Below are 17,132 nucleotides of genomic sequence, written 5' to 3'. Positions count from 1 at the left end.
TTTGCCTATTAATGGGAAGTTTAATCGCAATAATTACGCAAAAGATAGGGCAGCAAATAGGAATACCAAAGCGAAAGTTAATCCTAGTGCAAATCTTAGCAGCAGTGGCACTGTTGAGCATATTCTGGCTAGATTACTTCGCCGCACCAGCACAAGCACAATTCTTCAAAAAAGCAGAAGACTTCTTCCAAAACACCCTCACCTCGGGTTCAAACACCAACAGCAACAGCCAAGCAGCCGTAGGATTAGTATTCAACGTTTTGCGGGCACTATACCTACTTTATATAGCAGTCGCCTTAATTGGAGTAGTCAACGCCGTGCGCAAAGACGAAGATTGGCAAAATATCGCCAGAACACCCTTATTAGTTGTGGTTGCAGTCACAATCGCGGATGTATTAACAGGGTTTGTCATTGGTAGTGGAAATAAATAAGGGAACAGGGAACAGGAACATAGCGAATGTGTAATGAATTTTATTTAGGTACATAATTAAGCAATTTGTGATGTCTATTGAACCAGACAAAGACTTTCGTCCAGTCAATCAAATTCTCGGCAGCCAACCATCATTAGGGCCATTACCAGCAGATCAAATCTTACCTTGGACAGTCATCGCCCTCTGCGCCTACTTCATCATCAACGGCATCTTTGGGGGACTGTTCACTGACGAATTTAAAAAATGGTTATGGACAGTGCTAATAGCTGGTTGGGGAATGGCAACTTGGTGGATACTAACTGGTGGCAGAAGTTGGAGTTTCTTAAGTAAATTTATCGGTGTTCCTGCATGGACAAGAGGCTTTGCCCGTTATCAAAGCTTGCTAATAGTAAATCATGAAGCAAAAAATCGGAAAACAAAGCATCGCTACCGCCGCCGGCAACACAAGGTTAACACCATTTGAAGACGCCTTACACCTAGCAACAATGCTGCGCGTCGGCTTCAATAAACGTGATATCGGCGCTTATATTCTCACCAAAGGCACCCAAAAAGACAGATTTTGCTTTGTTTTTGGTTTTGATTGTCGTGGCATTCATAGTACCCTGAGAGCCGAACAAATTGAGACCATATTTGACAACATAGAAGCCGGATTAAAAGACATTCCTAGCGGTGAAAAAATGACACTGCATTTAGGGTCTTTTATTGACGACAATCAACGACAACAAGAACTAGCAGCTTTAGCCAAAAGTACGTCATCACGAGATATCAAATATTTATTGATGGCAGAAAGAGCCAGAGCCAAAGAACTAACAAATTCCGGCATTCGCAAACCGAAATTTCTGCGGATATATGTAACTTACACAGTCGAACCAAATGCCGCAAATGCCGATGATGTCATCGAGAAGCTATTAGCCAAATCTGAAGCATGGTGGTTGAAATTTAAAGGCGATATCGCGGAAGTAGAAAACCAGCGCCTAGAAACAGTAATTACCAACGCCTATAAACAAGGTTTTAGCCGTTGGGAACAACTTTTATCTAACAAAATGGGCTTAGATATCAAGCCATTAACAGCCGAAGAACTCTGGGGAGAAATCTGGAGAAGATTTAACGATACACCACCCATAGATATTCCCCAATTACTGACATTAGATGAAAATGGGCTACAGGAACAAGTTTATTCAGACCTAGCTAGTACCAAACTTTTAGTAGACAATATTCACAGTACAACTTTATTGATGGAGTCCGGCGTTCCTTGTGCTGACCGTCGTTGGGTAAATGTTAACAATCGCTATATTGGCGCACTCACATTTCTAGAAAAACCCGGAGGTTGGGCAAATAAATCTTCGCAATTACGCTATCTCTGGGAACTACTCTCAAGAGAGACAGTAGTAGATACAGAGATTTTTTGTCAGCTAACTGCGGCAAATCCCGCATTAGTAAAAACCACCTTACAACGAGTCTTGAAGCAGTCGAATATGACAGCAATCATGGCTCAAGAAAAGAGTCGAACAATTGATGTAAATGCGCAATTAAAATTAAAGAAATCCGTAGCTGCCCAAGAGCAATTGTATGAAGGAGCCGTACCGATATATACAAGTATAGCGATGTTTGTGCATCGTCCCACTGTTGGGGAATTGGATGAAGCCACAAGATATATCGAAAACTGTTTTCAACGTCCAGCCAGGGTAATTAGAGAAACAGAATATGCCTGGAAGATTTGGCTGCAATCTTTACCGATAGTTTGGGAAGGTTTATTAGTCAAACCCTTTAATCGGCGGCAGTTATATCTAACTAGTGAAGTTCCCGGATTAATGCCTTTGGTATTAACCAGAAAAGGCGATAGCCAAGGCTTTGAATTAATTGCAGCCGAAGGCGGTACCCCTGTACATTTGGATTTGTTTACTCAACACAAAAATTTAGCACTGTTTGCCACAACTCGGGCAGGAAAATCAGTGTTAGTGTCAGGAATTTTAACTCAAGCATTAGCCCATAATATTCCAGTTGTCGCCTTAGATTTTCCCAAACCCGATGGCACATCTACCTTCACAGACTACACAGAGTTTATGGGGGAGAATGGAGCCTATTTTGATATTTCTAAACAATCGAATAACTTATTTGAGCAGCCAGATTTGCGGTTGTTGAGTGTCGAAGAACAACGAGACCGGATGCTTGATTATACCGCCTTCTTAGAATCAGCTCTGATGACAATGGTGTTAGGGTCATCCACAGAAAACCAACTCTTAGGGCAAACTGTACGGTCTTTAATTAACCTAGCATTAACAGCATTTTTTCGCGATCGCAATATCCAACAGCGTTATCAAGATGCGATGGCTTGTGGTTTTGGTTCTCCCGCTTGGCAAAAAACCCCCACACTCAAAGATTTCTTAAATTTCTGTTCTGAGGAACATCTACAACTCGATTCAGTAAGTAGCAGAGTTGAAGATGCGTTGAGTCAAATTCAGCTACGCTTGCGGTTTTGGCTTTCTAGCCGTGTAGGACAAGCGATTTCCGCACCATCAAGCTTTCGCACTGATGCCAAACTGTTAGTATTTGCACTGCGAAATTTATCTGATAGTGAAGATGCAGCTGTACTCTCCTTAAGTGCTTACTCCGCCGCCTTGCGCCGCGCACTTAGCAGTCCCGCCTCGATTTTCTTTATTGACGAAGCACCAATTCTATTTGAATTTGAGCAAATCGCCAACTTGGTAGGCAGAATTTGTGCTAACGGTGCGAAAGCTGGAATTCGCGTCATTTTATCTGCACAAGACCCCGATACAATCGCCAAATCCAAAGCTGCATCGAAAATTTTGCAAAACCTCACCACCAGATTAATTGGACGCATTCAGCCAGTTGCAGTTGATAGCTTTGTCGACATCTTGAAATATCCCAAGGAAATTATTGCGCGTAATGCCACAGAAAGCTTCTTCCCGCGCAAAGAGGGTATTTATAGCCAATGGTTGCTAGATGATAACGGGATTTATACTTTCTGTCGCTACTATCCCGGTTACGAACAACTGGCTGTAGTCGCTAACAACCCTCACGAACAATCTGCACGTCAACAAGCGATGCAAAAACATCGTGATAAATATGAAGCAATTTCTGTATTTGCACGTCAATTAGTGGCTTCATTACGCGGGAGTTAATTATGAATAAGGCAGAAGGCAGAAGTTAGAAGGAAACACCAAGTGAAATTTATGGGAGGAAGTTATGCGAAAAACTGTGATTTTAACTTTGGGTTTAGGATTGCTGGTAAGTCTACCAGCAATGGCACAATTAGGTGATGTTTTAGCTGATTTTCAATCCTATTCTGGCGATTTACAAAACTATCTCAAAAATAATTTGAGTGAAACTTTAAAGCCTGTAGAATTACAATCTCAAAATGCACTCAATGAAGCTACAGGAGAATTGAATGTCCCGAATCCAGTTGCAGCAGGTGAACGGTTGGGTGATGTGATTATTCTCAACTCCATCTCAGATAAATTCGATAATAATTCCGTACTCAAATCTACAACAGCGAATAATGAAATCAATCGCTTAATTACTCGCAGTTCTGTTGCGAGTATTTTGGGAAAGAATGGACAGATTAGGACAAAAATTAAGTTACAAGCTACGAAAGATACACTAGATAATATTGCTCAAATAGCTCAAGCAGCGGACAATAATCATCAAAATTTTCTTAACGATATTCAAAAACAAGTAGGTCAATTGAGTGCTGCGAGTATTCCTGGTTTAGGTGCGTTACTAAATACTGGTCAATCTGATTTACAACTGGAAAATATCAAAATTCAAACTCAACAATCTAAAATTGTTGGGGAAACACTGGCGCAGACAATGCAGACCAATCACTTTTTGCAATATTCTAATTTGAATTTAGCAAATATCTCTCAGCAAATGGAAGAAAATAATCGCTCAAGGAGAGTCGATTCATCAGCGGAAGCGGCGCGGCTGTTGCGTACAACTTCGCAAATGGATTTGTTTGGGAGGAAGGAGAAATAATTAACCGTCGATAAATATGAATTTTTATACTTTACAAATTCCTGCGGATACAGGCATTAACGATATTCTCGGTAATGGCGCGACAACTGCCAAAAGTATAGCTGCTTTACCTAATGCTCCAGTTCCACTACAATTGGCTGCTTTTCGGATTTCTGAAGCTCGACTGCAAATTTATCGAATCTGTGAATTAGAAGATAAAGAATGTAATGTAAATTGAAATTAGTTAAAAAAATGACTCAAAATTCAATTTCTTCAAATAATTCTTCACCAAATTTAGTTAATGGCAAATCTGACCATTATTCATTAGAATCAGATGCTCATCCACAAAATTTAGCTAATCCCAAATCTAATAACTACGAACTAGAGGTAGACTCTGCTGATTGGGAATCACGAATGGCAAAATTAGTTGGATTAGAAGCTGAATCTCTATCTGCTGATGTCGAAGTATTAGAAGAATCAGCTAACTTACAGCCATCACTATCTCAATCAGTGGAAGAGAAGACTGAACAATCACTCTCATCAAATCCCTTTGCTAAGTTAGGCTTGGTAGGTACTGCTACGTTAGCTATAGTTTTATTTGCTGGCGGTTTTTTATCACAGTTGATGAGTAGTTCTAATCAAAAGCCCAAAAAAAATAATATTGTTCCTCTAGATATGCAATCGCCAACAAAAGAAGAATCTAGAGAATCAGATTTAGAGGAAAAAGTAGAGACTCTAAAAACGAAATTAGCTCTGACTGAACAAGCAGAAGCTGTGAAATCAGCACAACAACAGTTAAGAAATGGAAAACTGATAGTAGTTCAACAAAATTCACAGCTAGATACTTCTCCGTCTAGACAGACAGTGCTACAAAGAACACCAACACCGATGTCAACAGTTTATGTACCTCGGGTAGTTACAGTTGAGCGCATTGTTAGATCTCCTTATCCTCAACAACCTTTTGCTCAATCTTCACCACCACCTCAACCAATAATTGGCAATCCACAAACTCAACCATTAGTAAATATAACTCCACCACCTACACCAAACCCACTCCAAGATTGGCAAATGTTATCTAAATTAGGTAGCTATGGACAGGTGGCTGTTACTGATAAATCCGATGACCAGGTGCCGCAACAGAAAATAAATCCTCAGATCGAACAAATGCCAAAGCAGCAAACTTCTGTAGAGCGCCAAGCAGTGCAGCAGAGTCCAAAATCTGTAGCAGTCGGAAGTCATAGCAAAGCTGTTTTAGCAACAGCTGTATTTGGAGAAACGACTAAGTCCTCAAATAGCAATAAAGAAAGCGATAACAAAAATGTATTTGTAGTACGTTTAAAAGAACCTTTAAAAGCTGTGGATGGTGCGATCGCTCTGACTGCGAATACTGAATTATTAGCTGAAATGAGTGCTGTTTCTGACCAAGGCTTGGTACAACTGAATGTAGTAAAAATTATTATGCAAAACAATGGCAACCTTTCAGAAAAGAGCTTACCACAAAATGCGCTAATGATTCGTGCTCCTCAAGGTAAACCTCTGATTGCCAACCAATTTCCCAATAAAGGGTCATCTATTGCCAGTATGGATATAGGACTATTTGTTTTAGGTGGTCTTGGTAAAGCAGCAGAGTTAGTTAACCGTAGTGAGTCTCAAGTTGTGACTACAAATGCTGGTGGTACTATCGTTAGTAATACTAATCCTCAACGCAACATCTTGGCTGGAGTGTTTGAAGGTGGTATGAATACTGTGGTTCCCCAAATTGCTCAACGCAATCAACAAGCAATCTCCCAAATGACTCAACGAACCAACGTGTGGTTTCTACCAGCCGGTACAGCAGTTGAAATCTATGTCAATCAAGTTATGCAATTTTAGAGGTCATAAGTAGGAACGACATTTTAAGCATTATTTAAGCGCTGTTACTCTATGTAACTTTTGCAGTTAATGGTTAACACATGACCATTATCAATCAACTCAATAACACGACTAATAGTATTCCGAATTGATTTGTATTTTTAGTAGAGTGGCACGCCTCGGTTGTAAGCATCTATGAAACTTGCATAGTCGTACTCAACTTGAGTTGCGTAGTCCAATGCAAATTTGACAATCTCATTTTTGAATGCAGCCTTGTTACCACTCACCAAATCTGTTACTTCTTTGTCAACACTGTAGGGAACGATCGCATCATTATAATCCTTGTCAGAAATAGCATGGTTCTTGGCTACAACTTTCCCCGCATATCCCATTGCATCCATAAATTTTGATTTGGTTGTTAACAACTTATAATCAAAGTCCTTTTGATAAGGAGATTTTTCATGCAGCATGAATGGAATATTGTTGACTGTAGTGTAACCAACTAAGGGATCGCTATTAGAAAGCATCGCTTTGTTGGTAATTGTCACTCTTGCTCCTTCATTGTTGTCATAGACAGAACTCGGCAACAAACCCGGAACTGCGATCGCAACAGCGCTACTAGTTTCTTGCTTCATCTCTACGATGCGATCGTCATCAGTTACGGAACTGGGGCCCTCAATTAGCAACAAATATCGATATCTGCCAAGGCTACCAGTACCTGAACCTAATTTAAGACGAATATCCTTGATAGTGTAGTAACTATTGATGTAGCGTTTGCTACTAGGAATTGAGGCAATATAGCTACTCATAGCAGCAGAAATATCTTCATAGGTTCTGCTAGATACAGCTTGAAGTTTAGGGGTTGTTTGGAAGATGCGATCGCCACTGCCATTGAGCAACGTATATTTGCTTAAGAAGCGCGAACGGCTTTTGCTTGCAGCTGCTTGAATTAAATTTTGAACTACACCGTTAGTATTACTCGATTCTAAGCGATAAGACAATTCATCATTTGTTCCTTTAAAGTCGCCCATTTTGTTGAGGTAAGTCTCTAGAAAATTGCGAACAATATCTTGAGCATCAGATGAGCTTAGTCTATTCTCTTTAGCAGCTAAAAGAATTGATACTGCCATACGTCGTAAGTCCCAAACGTAGGGACCAAGATAACCTTCATCAAAATCGGTGGTATCAAACACGTTGTTGCCATTGTTATCCCTCATTCCTCCAAGATTCTGCATATGCATATCTCCGTCTAACCAAATGGCTCTTGTTGAAGAATTGACAAATGCTGAAGCTGGTAATGTCTGCATATCACGATAGAAGATGCGATCTGTCCCTCGATAAAATCCGAGAGGGCTAGCTGCCATCTTTTGCATTTTTGTTGCTAGTTCTTGAGGTAATTGAGCAGCAAATGGATGATTATATTGATAAATTTCATTTTCCACCCAATTCGGGCGGAGAGTTGCAGCAGTAGCCGTAGATGCAAATCCTAAAGTTACAATGGCTAAGGCGACAATTATAAATAGTTGTTTTAACATACTAGAAAACTTAGGTTATAAATAAATATATGTTTGCTAGATTACTTTAAAGGCAGACAATTATCAAACAAGCATTTCTTAACCTGTTTGAAGAACTGCAACTATTTGGTTACGGTTACAGGGTAGAGGTTAAACAACACCAAACCGATGTATCATAAAAATAGATTTACAAAAATCAACAATGATAGAACGCCCAATCAAAAAATCGGAACGTCAGTCCCAAGCAAATACTGACAAAAATTCAGAAAATGAGGATTCTGTGCTTCCTATTGAACCAAATACCAAAGGTTCAAAACCAAGCAGTAAACGCTCCTCTGGTAAAGGGAAAAAAGGATCTTTTGGTGATGAAAGCAGGCAGCCGGTTAATCCTGCATTAGCGCGAGGTCCGAAACCCGTTAAACCTAAAATCAATGTCCAAACAAACTCTGAAGCTGAATCAGAACCTATTTCTGAAGAATCTCAAGATTAACATAATTATGGACAAGCTAAGAATCTGTAACTGCTGAAAACAGATAAGCTTAGAATCAATCAGTTTTCAGATGAGACCTACGAGTAGGATATCACCTACTTGTAGGCTATTGATACCAAAAACATTCAAGTGTACGGTACTTTCTTTGCAAATGATTGTGTAGGCTCGGTAGTGAATAGTTAAATCAAGTTATTGCAGGAAAAATCGAGTATCATTTGATAGCTGATCTAGAAAGTTTACTCAGTTTTTTGGCTTGGTAATATTCAAGAGCGCTAATATTTATGAGCTATATTATCTCATCAATTTATGCAATTTTGAATCTTAAAACTGAGCAGTCTGGTAAACATTGAGCAATTTGCGTTCTGTACAACTTCATAAGCACAAATCCTGATTTATCCTGGCTTAAACCAACTGAACAATACAGTATTTTTACTATTCAAATAAAATTAACTCTTTAGATAGAAGACTATATTAAATAGTGAGTTTAGCGTTGAAAGTAGATCTCTCAATTACTAACTAGTAAGGAGAATCTTATGCCTAACCAATCCGAACAAGGACGTGAGGATCGCGGTCCAGACAAGGGCGAGGCTTATGGAGTAGCAGCAGTCACTCAGGCACTGGCAGGTAGAGACTTTCCTGCTAGTAAAGAGCAAATCCTCGAACAAATCAAAAGTCACGAAGAAATTCACTGGACAAAAGAAAAGACTATAGATTTACGATCGCTACTTGAACAAACAGGCCAAGATCGGTTTGAAAGTATGCCAGAGTTAGTCGAAGTTATAAGTCAGAGTGTGAGAGAAGAAGAACCAGTAGCATAGCAAGTAGCTGCTTATTTGCTAAATTTTTCAAGTGCTGTGAATTAAACTCTTGTATACAATCAAATTTTTAGCAAGATCTTGGCAAAAGTGCAGGTTTCTGTAGATTTATGCCATTATTGGGGCAAGCGCGTTTTTCCGGGTAAAGCTTGCCCTTTTCCTGTAAAATACACTGACTCCAAAGGATGCGATCGCAAGGATTATTGGATTGTAGATGCAAGTGGTGACAACACTTGCAGTAGCAACAAGCTAACCTTGTAGGTTAGGGTTGGCTGGGGTGCTTTTGGACAAACGGTAGTAGAAGCTATACCCATTGAGTGAGAACGAGCAGCGGATTGATAATTTACAATGCAAAATAATTTAACTAATTGATAGTTAGATCCTGGCTGCCTCATAAAACTTCTAGGTCAAATGGCAGATACCAGATACTCAATTAATTATCTGTGAAATAATTTCATGCACACCAGCTGGAGATTATGACTAGAAAACTTGCATTGTGGTTACTGTGGGCTGGATTTATCGCCTATATTGTGTTTTTGGCACCGCCTCTGCACTTAGATGAAACGCTAGCGTTGTTGAAAAATATATTTACTTTTAACTGGGCTGCGATCAATCCAATTATCCTTTCTTTATTTTCTCTGGTTGGTATTTGGCTATTAATTTATAGTGGTTTATTGTTCATTGATGGCAGGATGCAGCGGATTGCTTTTTGGCCTTTTGCCATAGCATCAGTGGGTTCTGGTGTACTTGGACTTTTGCCATATTTGGCTTTACGCGAACCTAATCAACAATTTTCTGGGCAAAAGGATGCTTTTTTGAATCTATTGGATTCTCGCCTTTACGGTATCATCTTGACTTTAAGCACAGTTGTCTTGCTTACTTATGGTTTTGCCTTCGGTGATTGGGGAGATTATGTGCAGCAATTCCAAAGCGATCGCTTTATCAATGGCATGAGCTTGGCATTTTGCCTGTTTTATCTGTTATTTCCTACTGTTGTTGGTGATGATATGGCTCGTCGCCGCTTCCCTAATGCCCAAGTATTTTTAGCAGTTGTATTCGTTCCCTTACTTGGTTCTGTTGCTTATCTTTGCCTGCGCCCGCCACTAATGTTATCAACTATTCGTGAACAATCATTAATAGCTAATCAGTAAACAGCCCTTCGCAGGCTTCTCTGGGAATGAAGCGTTACGGAACTCCAAAAAATAAATTATCCAAATTTCTGGACTCAACACGACTTTTTTCCCCCTGCTCCCCTGCATTCATAGCGATGGGATATTTTTATTATTCGGAGCGGCAGAAGCCGTAGTAGACGCAAAGCGGCTTGCCGCAGGTATCTGAACTTCGGTGTGAACACAGATAAATATCAAAAGCCTTCATCTACTGTATTCTCAACTGCTTTAGGATTGCGGCTACATTACAAGCGATATAACCAATTGCCAAAGGAGATTGATCCTTTAAAAGTAACAGCATCCGCTCAAGGGTTTGTGGCAGAGTCGCACCATACAGCCGCCATAAATAATCCCGCAGTTGATGCAAAATGCGATCGCCTGCAATATCATCAGTACCAGGTCGCAGTAACCAATGAGTTCGCAGTATTTTAAAATGACGCATATCATTACTCTGCACTACCTGTTGAATCTCTTGAGCAGCGCGTTCTACCAATTCATCGGTGACAACTTTCATGACTAACGGTTGCAAGCTAAATGAGATTTCCCCTGTACCGATCCATTTTTCCAAAAGCGATCGCCTTTCTAATGCGACAATTGCCTCTAATACTGTAGCTGGATCGACGGATATTAATAGATGGGTTTGCAACCGTGAGAAAGAGACAGGTTCTTGCCAGATTGCTAACCAATAGAGAATATCTTGTTCTAAATCGCCAAGTTGCTCGAACTGTTGTTTGAGGATAACTCGTAAGCGATCGCCAATCACCAGGGTATTCTGAGTGAGAAATGCAGCGACATTCCCAGCAAACACCGACTGAATCAACGGCGTTACCAGTTTCAGTGCCAAAGGATTGCCGCGATAAAGTTGAATTAAGGCTGATAGTCCTAATTCTTTACCTGTAAATCCTTTCGATTGCAATAGTTGTAGCGCTTCGGTTTTTGGCAAACCTTTGAGGCTTAAACAGCGGACTGTTTTTGTATCGATTTCAATCGCCTTTGGTTGTTCGCGGCTAGCGATCAGAATACAACTTTGATGACTGCGGCTGATTTTTTGGATAAATTGATTGTAGTTGTTCAAGTCTGCATCTAACCCATCAAGTATTAATAGACAGCGACGTTGTTGCAGGTGGTGTATGAGTTGTGCTGTATCTTGTTGAATATCATGGACAACGTTGCGATCAAAGGTATTCAGCAAGCTATCCAGTAGAGAATTTAGAGATGGTGCAGAATGAAGAGATTTCCAAATCAAGCAATCAAATTGTGACTGAATCCGGTCTATTAAAGCAAGTGTCAGAGCAGTTTTCCCGATACCAGCAATCCCAACAATCATGACTAACTTACAGCCACTCTCAATCCATTGTTCTAGCTTGGTTAATTCCTGATTTCGCCCATAAAAACTTTCCACATCTGGGGCTTCATTCCAGTCAAGATAAGGTGTAGGGATATCTGCAATAATTTCCGAGTGTAGATCGGGAGAATCTGCGATCGCTTCCCAGTTAGTGATGCCAACAGCTTGACAGATAGCGATGAAAATTTCTCGCTGAATGCGATCGCCCTGCCAAAATCGCCGTAATGTAGCTCTAGAGGTGTGAGCATCTTGCCACCAACGCGCCGTGCTGGTTTTCGTCCATCCAAGACGCAGCCGTGCTTTGTCTACAATTGCCAGTCCTGCCGTTGATGCTTTGAGCGAGTTTGACATACATCTGTTATGTAAGCCGATTATTTCAATTTTGGCTTAGTGGAAAAGGTAATGGTAATTCTAGTACTCATGACTCTGAGATGAATATTCTTCTCTATTTTTACCTGCGATCGCTGCTGCTCTCAACGATAAATGCGATCGCGAATTGTCTCAAAACGAGAATCTCCCTGCCAAAATCGCTGTAAATGGATATTCTACCAAGTCACTGTTGCGTGATTTAGCTACTTGGCCTAATCATTTAAAGACTGAAGTAACTGACTAGGACGTGCAGCCTTCACAGCAAGATAAAGATCGGGATAATGGACAAATATATAGTGTTCATACTCGTACCAATGCATCTCACCCTTGTCTTGATTACAAACTTTGCAAATAACCCACAAATTCTTAAATTCCATTGATAACCAAGGATACTGCGATCGCGGTAACTTGTGATCTATCGTCTTACCACCTTTTTCAGAGTAGTGATGCTCACAAATTGGACAGTACCAATCTGAATTGTCTCTTACCCAGTCTTTGCTTTCTTGAGTGGTTCCACACTCATAATCACCATTAATATACCGCCAGTAGTCGAATTTTCTGTAATTTTCAAAATCTTGATGAGTTAATTTGTGATACCGCTGGTTACCAATCTTGTTGGCAAGCTCAAATAATTCTTTAAGTTCTTTATTTTCCAGATTCATGGTATATCACACTAAAGTTTTATAGTTTTATATATTTTTTGTTTCGATATCTCTTGGTGGAGCTTTTACTAAAATCAATGAATTCTACTTCTGTCTCAAGAAACTGTTTATCTATTTCTTCCGCAATCTCGTTAACTTCTATAGCTAATTTCTGATTAAATTCTTCTATTTCTTGAGTAGTAAGATATTTATTGCCAATACGATCAGCTTCTAAAAATAATTCTTCGAGCGTCAACTCTTCAATTTGATGTTTATTGATAAAATCTTCTATTTTAAGATAAAGATTAATGACATTGCTCCAACCAATGTTTTTATATAAATTTTCTTTTAACCAAGCTTGTTCTTTTTTATGAAGCTTAGCTCTATTTTTAGAGTTAGTAATTTGAATATCGCGATAAGTCATCCCCTTGAAATTTGTTTTGGGACTTTTTTTATTGTTCATAGTAACACTTCCTTAACCTAGTGTCGATTTAAACATATTAATTACTGCTTTGCGAATTTCACTGTCTTCATATTGAAGAAGTCTTTTAGTATCTATAGCTAGTTTGAGCTTAATTGCATCAACTAAATTTTTCAATGCTTTATTATCTTTTTTAAGTTGGTCGTTTAGTTGAATTACTTGATTATGTTGAAAATTGATAGTCTGGAGTTGACTGTCTAAAAACTTATTTTTGGCAGACAAGCTTTGAATTTCAGCTTCGTATTTTTCCTTTTCTTGTTGATGAGACTTATTTAATTGATCAATTTTGGCAGCATATTCCTGATTATTCCTTTCAATTTCTTTGTTTTTCTTGGTTACCATACCTTTCTGAGCAGCCTGAAGACGCTGGCGATTGATAAGTTCAGAACCAGCAAAAGACGAAATAGCTCTACGAATGGTAATTTCATCAGGATTGGTATTAAAGTTAATTAATTCCAGCGCCCGCTTAGCATCTGCTTGTGTCCATCCCTCACTTTCAAGTAGCTGAATAGCCTGTGATTTATTCACGGTTTCCTGAGATGATTTAGGTAATATATATTACAAATTACTAATATATTGTACCCGTGTGGTTAGTTAGACTAACAATTACAGTCTATCTACTAGGGAAAAGTGGAATCTCACACTGAAGCAATCACTGAGCATCTGGTGAGCACAAAGCTGAGCACTTCTACCAGATAAACACACTTACGCTAAAGGTAGAAAACGATAGCGTAAGGTTACTAATATGACTCAAACTCTAGAACGCCAACCTGGTGGCTTATACGTTCAAACTCCTAATCAACAGCAAATTGCTTTTCCTCTCAAGCACACGGAAGTACAAGCGAAGGTTACAGGTAATATCTCACGAGTAGAAGTGACTCAAAGTTTTGAAAATCCTTTCACTACTACACTAGAAGCCGTCTACATCTTCCCGTTACCGGATGAAGCGGCTGTTGATGATATGCTGATTCGCATTGGCGACAAGACTATCAAAGGTAGTATCAAAAAACGCCAGGAAGCACAGCAAATCTACGAACAAGCGAAGCAACAAGGACGCACAGCTGGGCTGCTGGAACAGGAACGGGACAATATTTTTACTCAATCCCTGGCTAATATCAAACCTGGTGAGCAAATTGATGTGATTATTCGCTACTCTGATAGTTTGAAATTTGAGGGTGGGAATTACGAGTTTGTCTTCCCGATGGTGGTTGGGCCGCGTTACATTCCAGGGACAACTATTGAAGAAAATACGGTAGGCGGTGGCTCGGCGTCTGCACCTATGATGTCTAATCAAGATACCGACTTAGTACCAGATGCTTCGCGCTTGAATGCACCCATATTGCCATCGGGTACTCGCTCTCGCCATGATATTAATGTGACGATAGAAATTGATGCGGGAGTTGAGATTCAAGATGTGAAGTCGCCTTCTCACCAAATCCAGATTAGCTATGAAGGACAGCGGGTACTGGTAAAACTTGGGGGTGGAGATACAATTCCCAACAAAGATTTGATTTTACGCTACCAAGTCGCAGGCAATTCCACTCAAACAACCATACTCAACCAAGCTGATGAAAGAGGTGGACACTTTGCGCTTTACTTAATTCCGGCTCTCCAGTACCGTCCAGAACAGGTACTTCCTAAAGATGTAGTGTTTCTCATCGACACATCCGGTTCTCAAAGTGGTGCGCCACTGATGCAATGTCAGGAATTGATGCGGCGTTTTATCAACGGACTCAATCCCAATGACACTTTTAGTATTATTGATTTCTCAGATACCACTCAGCAACTCTCGCCTGTTCCTCTCGCCAATACCCCGCAAAATCGCGCCCTGGCAATTCAGTATGTAAATCAGTTAAATGCTGGTGGCGGAACGGAGATGTTACGCGGTATTCGCGCTGTCTTGAACTTCCCGGTAACAGATCCTGGACGCTTGCGGAGTATTGTACTGCTCACCGATGGCTATATCGGTAACGAAAACCAAATTCTCTCAGAAGTGCAACGTCATCTCCAAGCAGGAACTCGCCTCTACAGCTTTGGTGCAGGTAGTTCAGTAAATCGCTTCTTACTCAACCGCATTGCAGAATTAGGGCGAGGTATTGCTCGCGTCATTCGCCACGATGAACCAGTTAATGAGGTGGTGGAAAAGTTCTTCCGCCAGATTAATAATCCGGTTCTCGCTAACATTAATTTGCAATGGGAAGGTGATGGTGCATCGCCAGAAATGTATCCTTCCACACCACCAGATTTATTTGCAGAACAGCCGTTAGTGCTATTTGGACGCAAGCCTGACAGCCGTGCTGGAAAACTGCACATCAGTGGAATTGCTGCGGGTGGTACACGCTATCAACAAACCTTCAACTTGAACTTTGAGAAAACGGGTAATCCTGCAATCGCACAACTTTGGGGACGTTCCCGCATCAAGGATTTGATGAATCAGATGGTGAGTGGTGAAACTAAAGTAGGCGTAGAAGCAGTGACAGATACAGCTCTTACCTATCAACTGTTATCGCAGTATACCGCCTTCGTTGCCGTCAGTGATGATGTCCGAGTCAATCCAACTGAGGCTTCTGTTTCTGTGCAAGTAGCTGTGGAAATGCCTGAAGGTATCAGCTATCAAGGAATATTTGGTAGTGTTGCGCCAACAATGATGAGTCCTCCGTCTAATGCACCTGAGTTTTTAACTCTCGCAAGAATGCAACCAGTTGCTCCACCAGCCGCAGCGCCTATGTCTCCCCCTCCTCCAACGGCAGCAATGCCACCTACAGCAATACCATCGTTTGAAGAGATAGATTCATTAACTGTAGAAAGAAAACGGGCTAAAAAGGAGGCTAATCGTCCATTCCCGGGTGGAGTACCAAATACTAATCAGTATGATGTAGGATCAGCAATTCCATCTGCTCCCAGAGATGCAGAATTAGAAGATTTAAAAGCCAAACTTTCAGAAGGAATTGCGCCTGTCTCTCGTCTCCAAATTGTGAGTGTATCAGGATTAGATCAACAGATGATTTCTCTTCTGACTCAACACTTGCAATCAATTCGGTTTATTACAAATTTCAATGGTGATTTAGTCTTTGATTTACAAGTCAACAAAGGACGGGTAAGACAGGTGGTGCTTGATGAGCAGTTGTCTTCTTTTAAGGAACAGACAATCATTGAGACAATCAGGCGATCGCTCTTAACTTGGCTACCACCGCAGACGCTTACAACTACGGTAATTCTGACAATTAGAATTCAACCGTAATAAACTAATAACTACCGGGGTCTACCCCGGTTTTTACTTTGAAATAATTATTTTTTCTCACGCAGAGGCGCAGAGACGCAGAGAGGAAGCAAGAGTATCGATTCATCTGTGTTTATCTGTGTCCATCTGTGGTTCCATATTCTTTCATCCAATATGTTTGCGGACAAATTGAATTACTTCTGTCAGTCCCTGTTGGGTTTTTAAGTTAGTAAAAATAAAGGGTTTATCGCCACGCATTTTTTTTGCATCGCGTTCCATCACATTTAAATCTGCGCCGACATAGGGCGCAAGGTCGATTTTATTTATAACTAATAAATCAGATTTAGTAATTCCTGGCCCACCTTTGCGGGGGATTTTATCACCAGCGGCTACATCAATTACATAAATTGTTAAATCTACTAATTCAGGACTGAATGTAGCTGCTAAATTATCGCCGCCACTTTCCAAAAACACTAAATCTAAGTTAGAAAATCGCAGTTCTAACTCTTCAATTGCAGCCAAATTCATCGATGCATCTTCCCGGATCGCAGTATGGGGACAACCACCAGTCTCTACACCCAAAATGCGATCGCTTGTCAAAGCCTGAGAACGCACTAAAAATTGTGCATCCTCCTGAGTATAAATATCATTCGTCACCACCGCAATCTGATACTGCTCGCGCAAAGCCTTACACAAAGCATCTACCAACGCAGTCTTCCCCGAACCTACCGGGCCAGCAACCCCTACTCGAAATGTGTTGTTTGTCATTGGTCATTTGTCATTTGTCATTGGTCATTGGTCATTTGTCATTTGTCTTTCTTCCTCTCCTCC

General features: G+C 40.4%; 16 protein-coding genes. 10 read left to right on the top strand and 6 right to left on the bottom strand.

Annotation, left to right across the window (positions count from 1 at the left end):
• The 6 genes from BV372_RS21795 to BV372_RS21770 form a co-directional block, all read left to right on the top strand.
• Positions 1–431 (top strand): hypothetical protein (locus BV372_RS21795; protein WP_086688594.1); only part of this gene is annotated, 431 nt, incomplete at its 5' end.
• Between the two features lie 70 nt (positions 432–501).
• Positions 502–894: a hypothetical protein gene (locus BV372_RS21790; protein WP_086688582.1), complete on the top strand. Its 393-nt coding sequence runs from the start codon at positions 502–504 to the stop codon at positions 892–894.
• A complete protein-coding gene (locus BV372_RS21785; protein ID WP_086688581.1) occupies positions 827–3,574 on the top strand; it encodes a hypothetical protein in 2,748 nt (915 codons plus the stop codon). Before BV372_RS21790 ends, BV372_RS21785 begins: the two co-directional genes overlap by 68 nt.
• Positions 3,575–3,638: 64 nt before the next feature.
• Positions 3,639–4,427 (top strand): hypothetical protein, encoded by a 789-nt coding sequence (locus tag BV372_RS21780; protein WP_086688580.1) that lies wholly within the window; start codon positions 3,639–3,641, stop codon positions 4,425–4,427.
• A 16-nt stretch (positions 4,428–4,443) separates the two neighbouring features.
• A complete protein-coding gene (locus BV372_RS21775) occupies positions 4,444–4,644 on the top strand; it encodes a hypothetical protein (protein ID WP_086688579.1) in 201 nt (66 codons plus the stop codon).
• A 14-nt stretch (positions 4,645–4,658) separates the two neighbouring features.
• Positions 4,659–6,278: a TrbI/VirB10 family protein gene (locus BV372_RS21770; RefSeq protein ID WP_086688593.1), complete on the top strand. Its 1,620-nt coding sequence runs from the start codon at positions 4,659–4,661 to the stop codon at positions 6,276–6,278.
• Between the two features lie 140 nt (positions 6,279–6,418).
• Here BV372_RS21770 and BV372_RS21765 read toward each other — a convergent pair whose 3' ends face one another.
• Positions 6,419–7,792, bottom strand: a complete 1,374-nt coding sequence (locus tag BV372_RS21765; protein ID WP_086688578.1) for a DUF2252 domain-containing protein — start codon at positions 7,790–7,792, stop codon at positions 6,419–6,421.
• Positions 7,793–7,973: 181 nt separating this feature from the next.
• Between BV372_RS21765 and BV372_RS21760 the strand changes: the two genes are divergently transcribed.
• From BV372_RS21760 to BV372_RS21745, 3 genes are all read left to right on the top strand, one after another.
• Entirely contained in the window at positions 7,974–8,261 is a 288-nt protein-coding gene (locus tag BV372_RS21760; protein ID WP_086688577.1) for a hypothetical protein, read from the top strand.
• 533 nt (positions 8,262–8,794) lie between these two features.
• Positions 8,795–9,079 (top strand): hypothetical protein, encoded by a 285-nt coding sequence (locus tag BV372_RS21755; protein WP_086688576.1) that lies wholly within the window; start codon positions 8,795–8,797, stop codon positions 9,077–9,079.
• A 473-nt stretch (positions 9,080–9,552) separates the two neighbouring features.
• On the top strand, positions 9,553–10,227 hold the full coding sequence (locus tag BV372_RS21745) for a hypothetical protein (RefSeq protein WP_086688574.1): 675 nt from the start codon (positions 9,553–9,555) through the stop codon (positions 10,225–10,227).
• A gap of 226 nt (positions 10,228–10,453) precedes the next feature.
• Here BV372_RS21745 and BV372_RS21740 read toward each other — a convergent pair whose 3' ends face one another.
• The 4 genes from BV372_RS21740 to BV372_RS21725 form a co-directional block, all read right to left on the bottom strand.
• A complete protein-coding gene (locus BV372_RS21740; RefSeq protein WP_086688573.1) occupies positions 10,454–11,941 on the bottom strand; it encodes an NB-ARC domain-containing protein in 1,488 nt (495 codons plus the stop codon).
• A 230-nt stretch (positions 11,942–12,171) separates the two neighbouring features.
• On the bottom strand, positions 12,172–12,621 hold the full coding sequence (locus tag BV372_RS21735) for an HNH endonuclease (protein WP_086688572.1): 450 nt from the start codon (positions 12,619–12,621) through the stop codon (positions 12,172–12,174).
• Positions 12,622–12,640: 19 nt separating this feature from the next.
• On the bottom strand, positions 12,641–13,063 hold the full coding sequence (locus BV372_RS36565; RefSeq protein WP_179198184.1) for a hypothetical protein: 423 nt from the start codon (positions 13,061–13,063) through the stop codon (positions 12,641–12,643).
• A 12-nt stretch (positions 13,064–13,075) separates the two neighbouring features.
• Complete coding sequence (locus BV372_RS21725; RefSeq protein ID WP_086688571.1) at positions 13,076–13,609, bottom strand: hypothetical protein; 534 nt, start codon at positions 13,607–13,609, stop codon at positions 13,076–13,078.
• Positions 13,610–13,826: 217 nt separating this feature from the next.
• On the opposite strand from BV372_RS21725, the gene BV372_RS21720 reads away from it, so the two are divergent.
• A complete protein-coding gene (locus BV372_RS21720; protein ID WP_086688570.1) occupies positions 13,827–16,322 on the top strand; it encodes a VIT domain-containing protein in 2,496 nt (831 codons plus the stop codon).
• 144 nt (positions 16,323–16,466) lie between these two features.
• Here BV372_RS21720 and ureG read toward each other — a convergent pair whose 3' ends face one another.
• Positions 16,467–17,069 (bottom strand): urease accessory protein UreG, encoded by a 603-nt coding sequence (gene ureG / locus BV372_RS21715; RefSeq protein WP_086688569.1) that lies wholly within the window; start codon positions 17,067–17,069, stop codon positions 16,467–16,469.
• Positions 17,070–17,132: the final 63 nt, after the last annotated feature.

This window comes from Nostoc sp. T09 (assembly GCF_002154695.1).
In the GTDB taxonomy this organism is placed as follows: Bacteria; Cyanobacteriota; Cyanobacteriia; order Cyanobacteriales; family Nostocaceae; genus Aulosira.
The sequence above is the reverse complement of the archived record's forward strand: the minus strand, read 5'-3'. Positions and strand labels throughout refer to the sequence as shown.

Bases quoted from the DNA above. Each gene is read 5' to 3' on its own strand.
- BV372_RS21790 (WP_086688582.1), top strand. From the start codon at position 502: ATGTCTATTGAACCAGACAAAGACTTTCGTCCAGTCAATCAAATTCTC.
- BV372_RS21785 (WP_086688581.1), top strand. From the start codon at position 827: ATGAAGCAAAAAATCGGAAAACAAAGCATCGCTACCGCCGCCGGCAAC.
- BV372_RS21780 (WP_086688580.1), top strand. From the start codon at position 3,639: ATGCGAAAAACTGTGATTTTAACTTTGGGTTTAGGATTGCTGGTAAGT.
- BV372_RS21775 (WP_086688579.1), top strand. From the start codon at position 4,444: ATGAATTTTTATACTTTACAAATTCCTGCGGATACAGGCATTAACGAT.
- BV372_RS21770 (WP_086688593.1), top strand. From the start codon at position 4,659: ATGACTCAAAATTCAATTTCTTCAAATAATTCTTCACCAAATTTAGTT.
- BV372_RS21765 (WP_086688578.1), bottom strand. From the start codon at position 7,792: ATGTTAAAACAACTATTTATAATTGTCGCCTTAGCCATTGTAACTTTA.
- BV372_RS21760 (WP_086688577.1), top strand. From the start codon at position 7,974: ATGATAGAACGCCCAATCAAAAAATCGGAACGTCAGTCCCAAGCAAAT.
- BV372_RS21755 (WP_086688576.1), top strand. From the start codon at position 8,795: ATGCCTAACCAATCCGAACAAGGACGTGAGGATCGCGGTCCAGACAAG.
- BV372_RS21745 (WP_086688574.1), top strand. From the start codon at position 9,553: ATGACTAGAAAACTTGCATTGTGGTTACTGTGGGCTGGATTTATCGCC.
- BV372_RS21740 (WP_086688573.1), bottom strand. From the start codon at position 11,941: ATGTCAAACTCGCTCAAAGCATCAACGGCAGGACTGGCAATTGTAGAC.
- BV372_RS21735 (WP_086688572.1), bottom strand. From the start codon at position 12,621: ATGAATCTGGAAAATAAAGAACTTAAAGAATTATTTGAGCTTGCCAAC.
- BV372_RS36565 (WP_179198184.1), bottom strand. From the start codon at position 13,063: ATGAACAATAAAAAAAGTCCCAAAACAAATTTCAAGGGGATGACTTAT.
- BV372_RS21720 (WP_086688570.1), top strand. From the start codon at position 13,827: ATGACTCAAACTCTAGAACGCCAACCTGGTGGCTTATACGTTCAAACT.
- ureG (WP_086688569.1), bottom strand. From the start codon at position 17,069: ATGACAAACAACACATTTCGAGTAGGGGTTGCTGGCCCGGTAGGTTCG.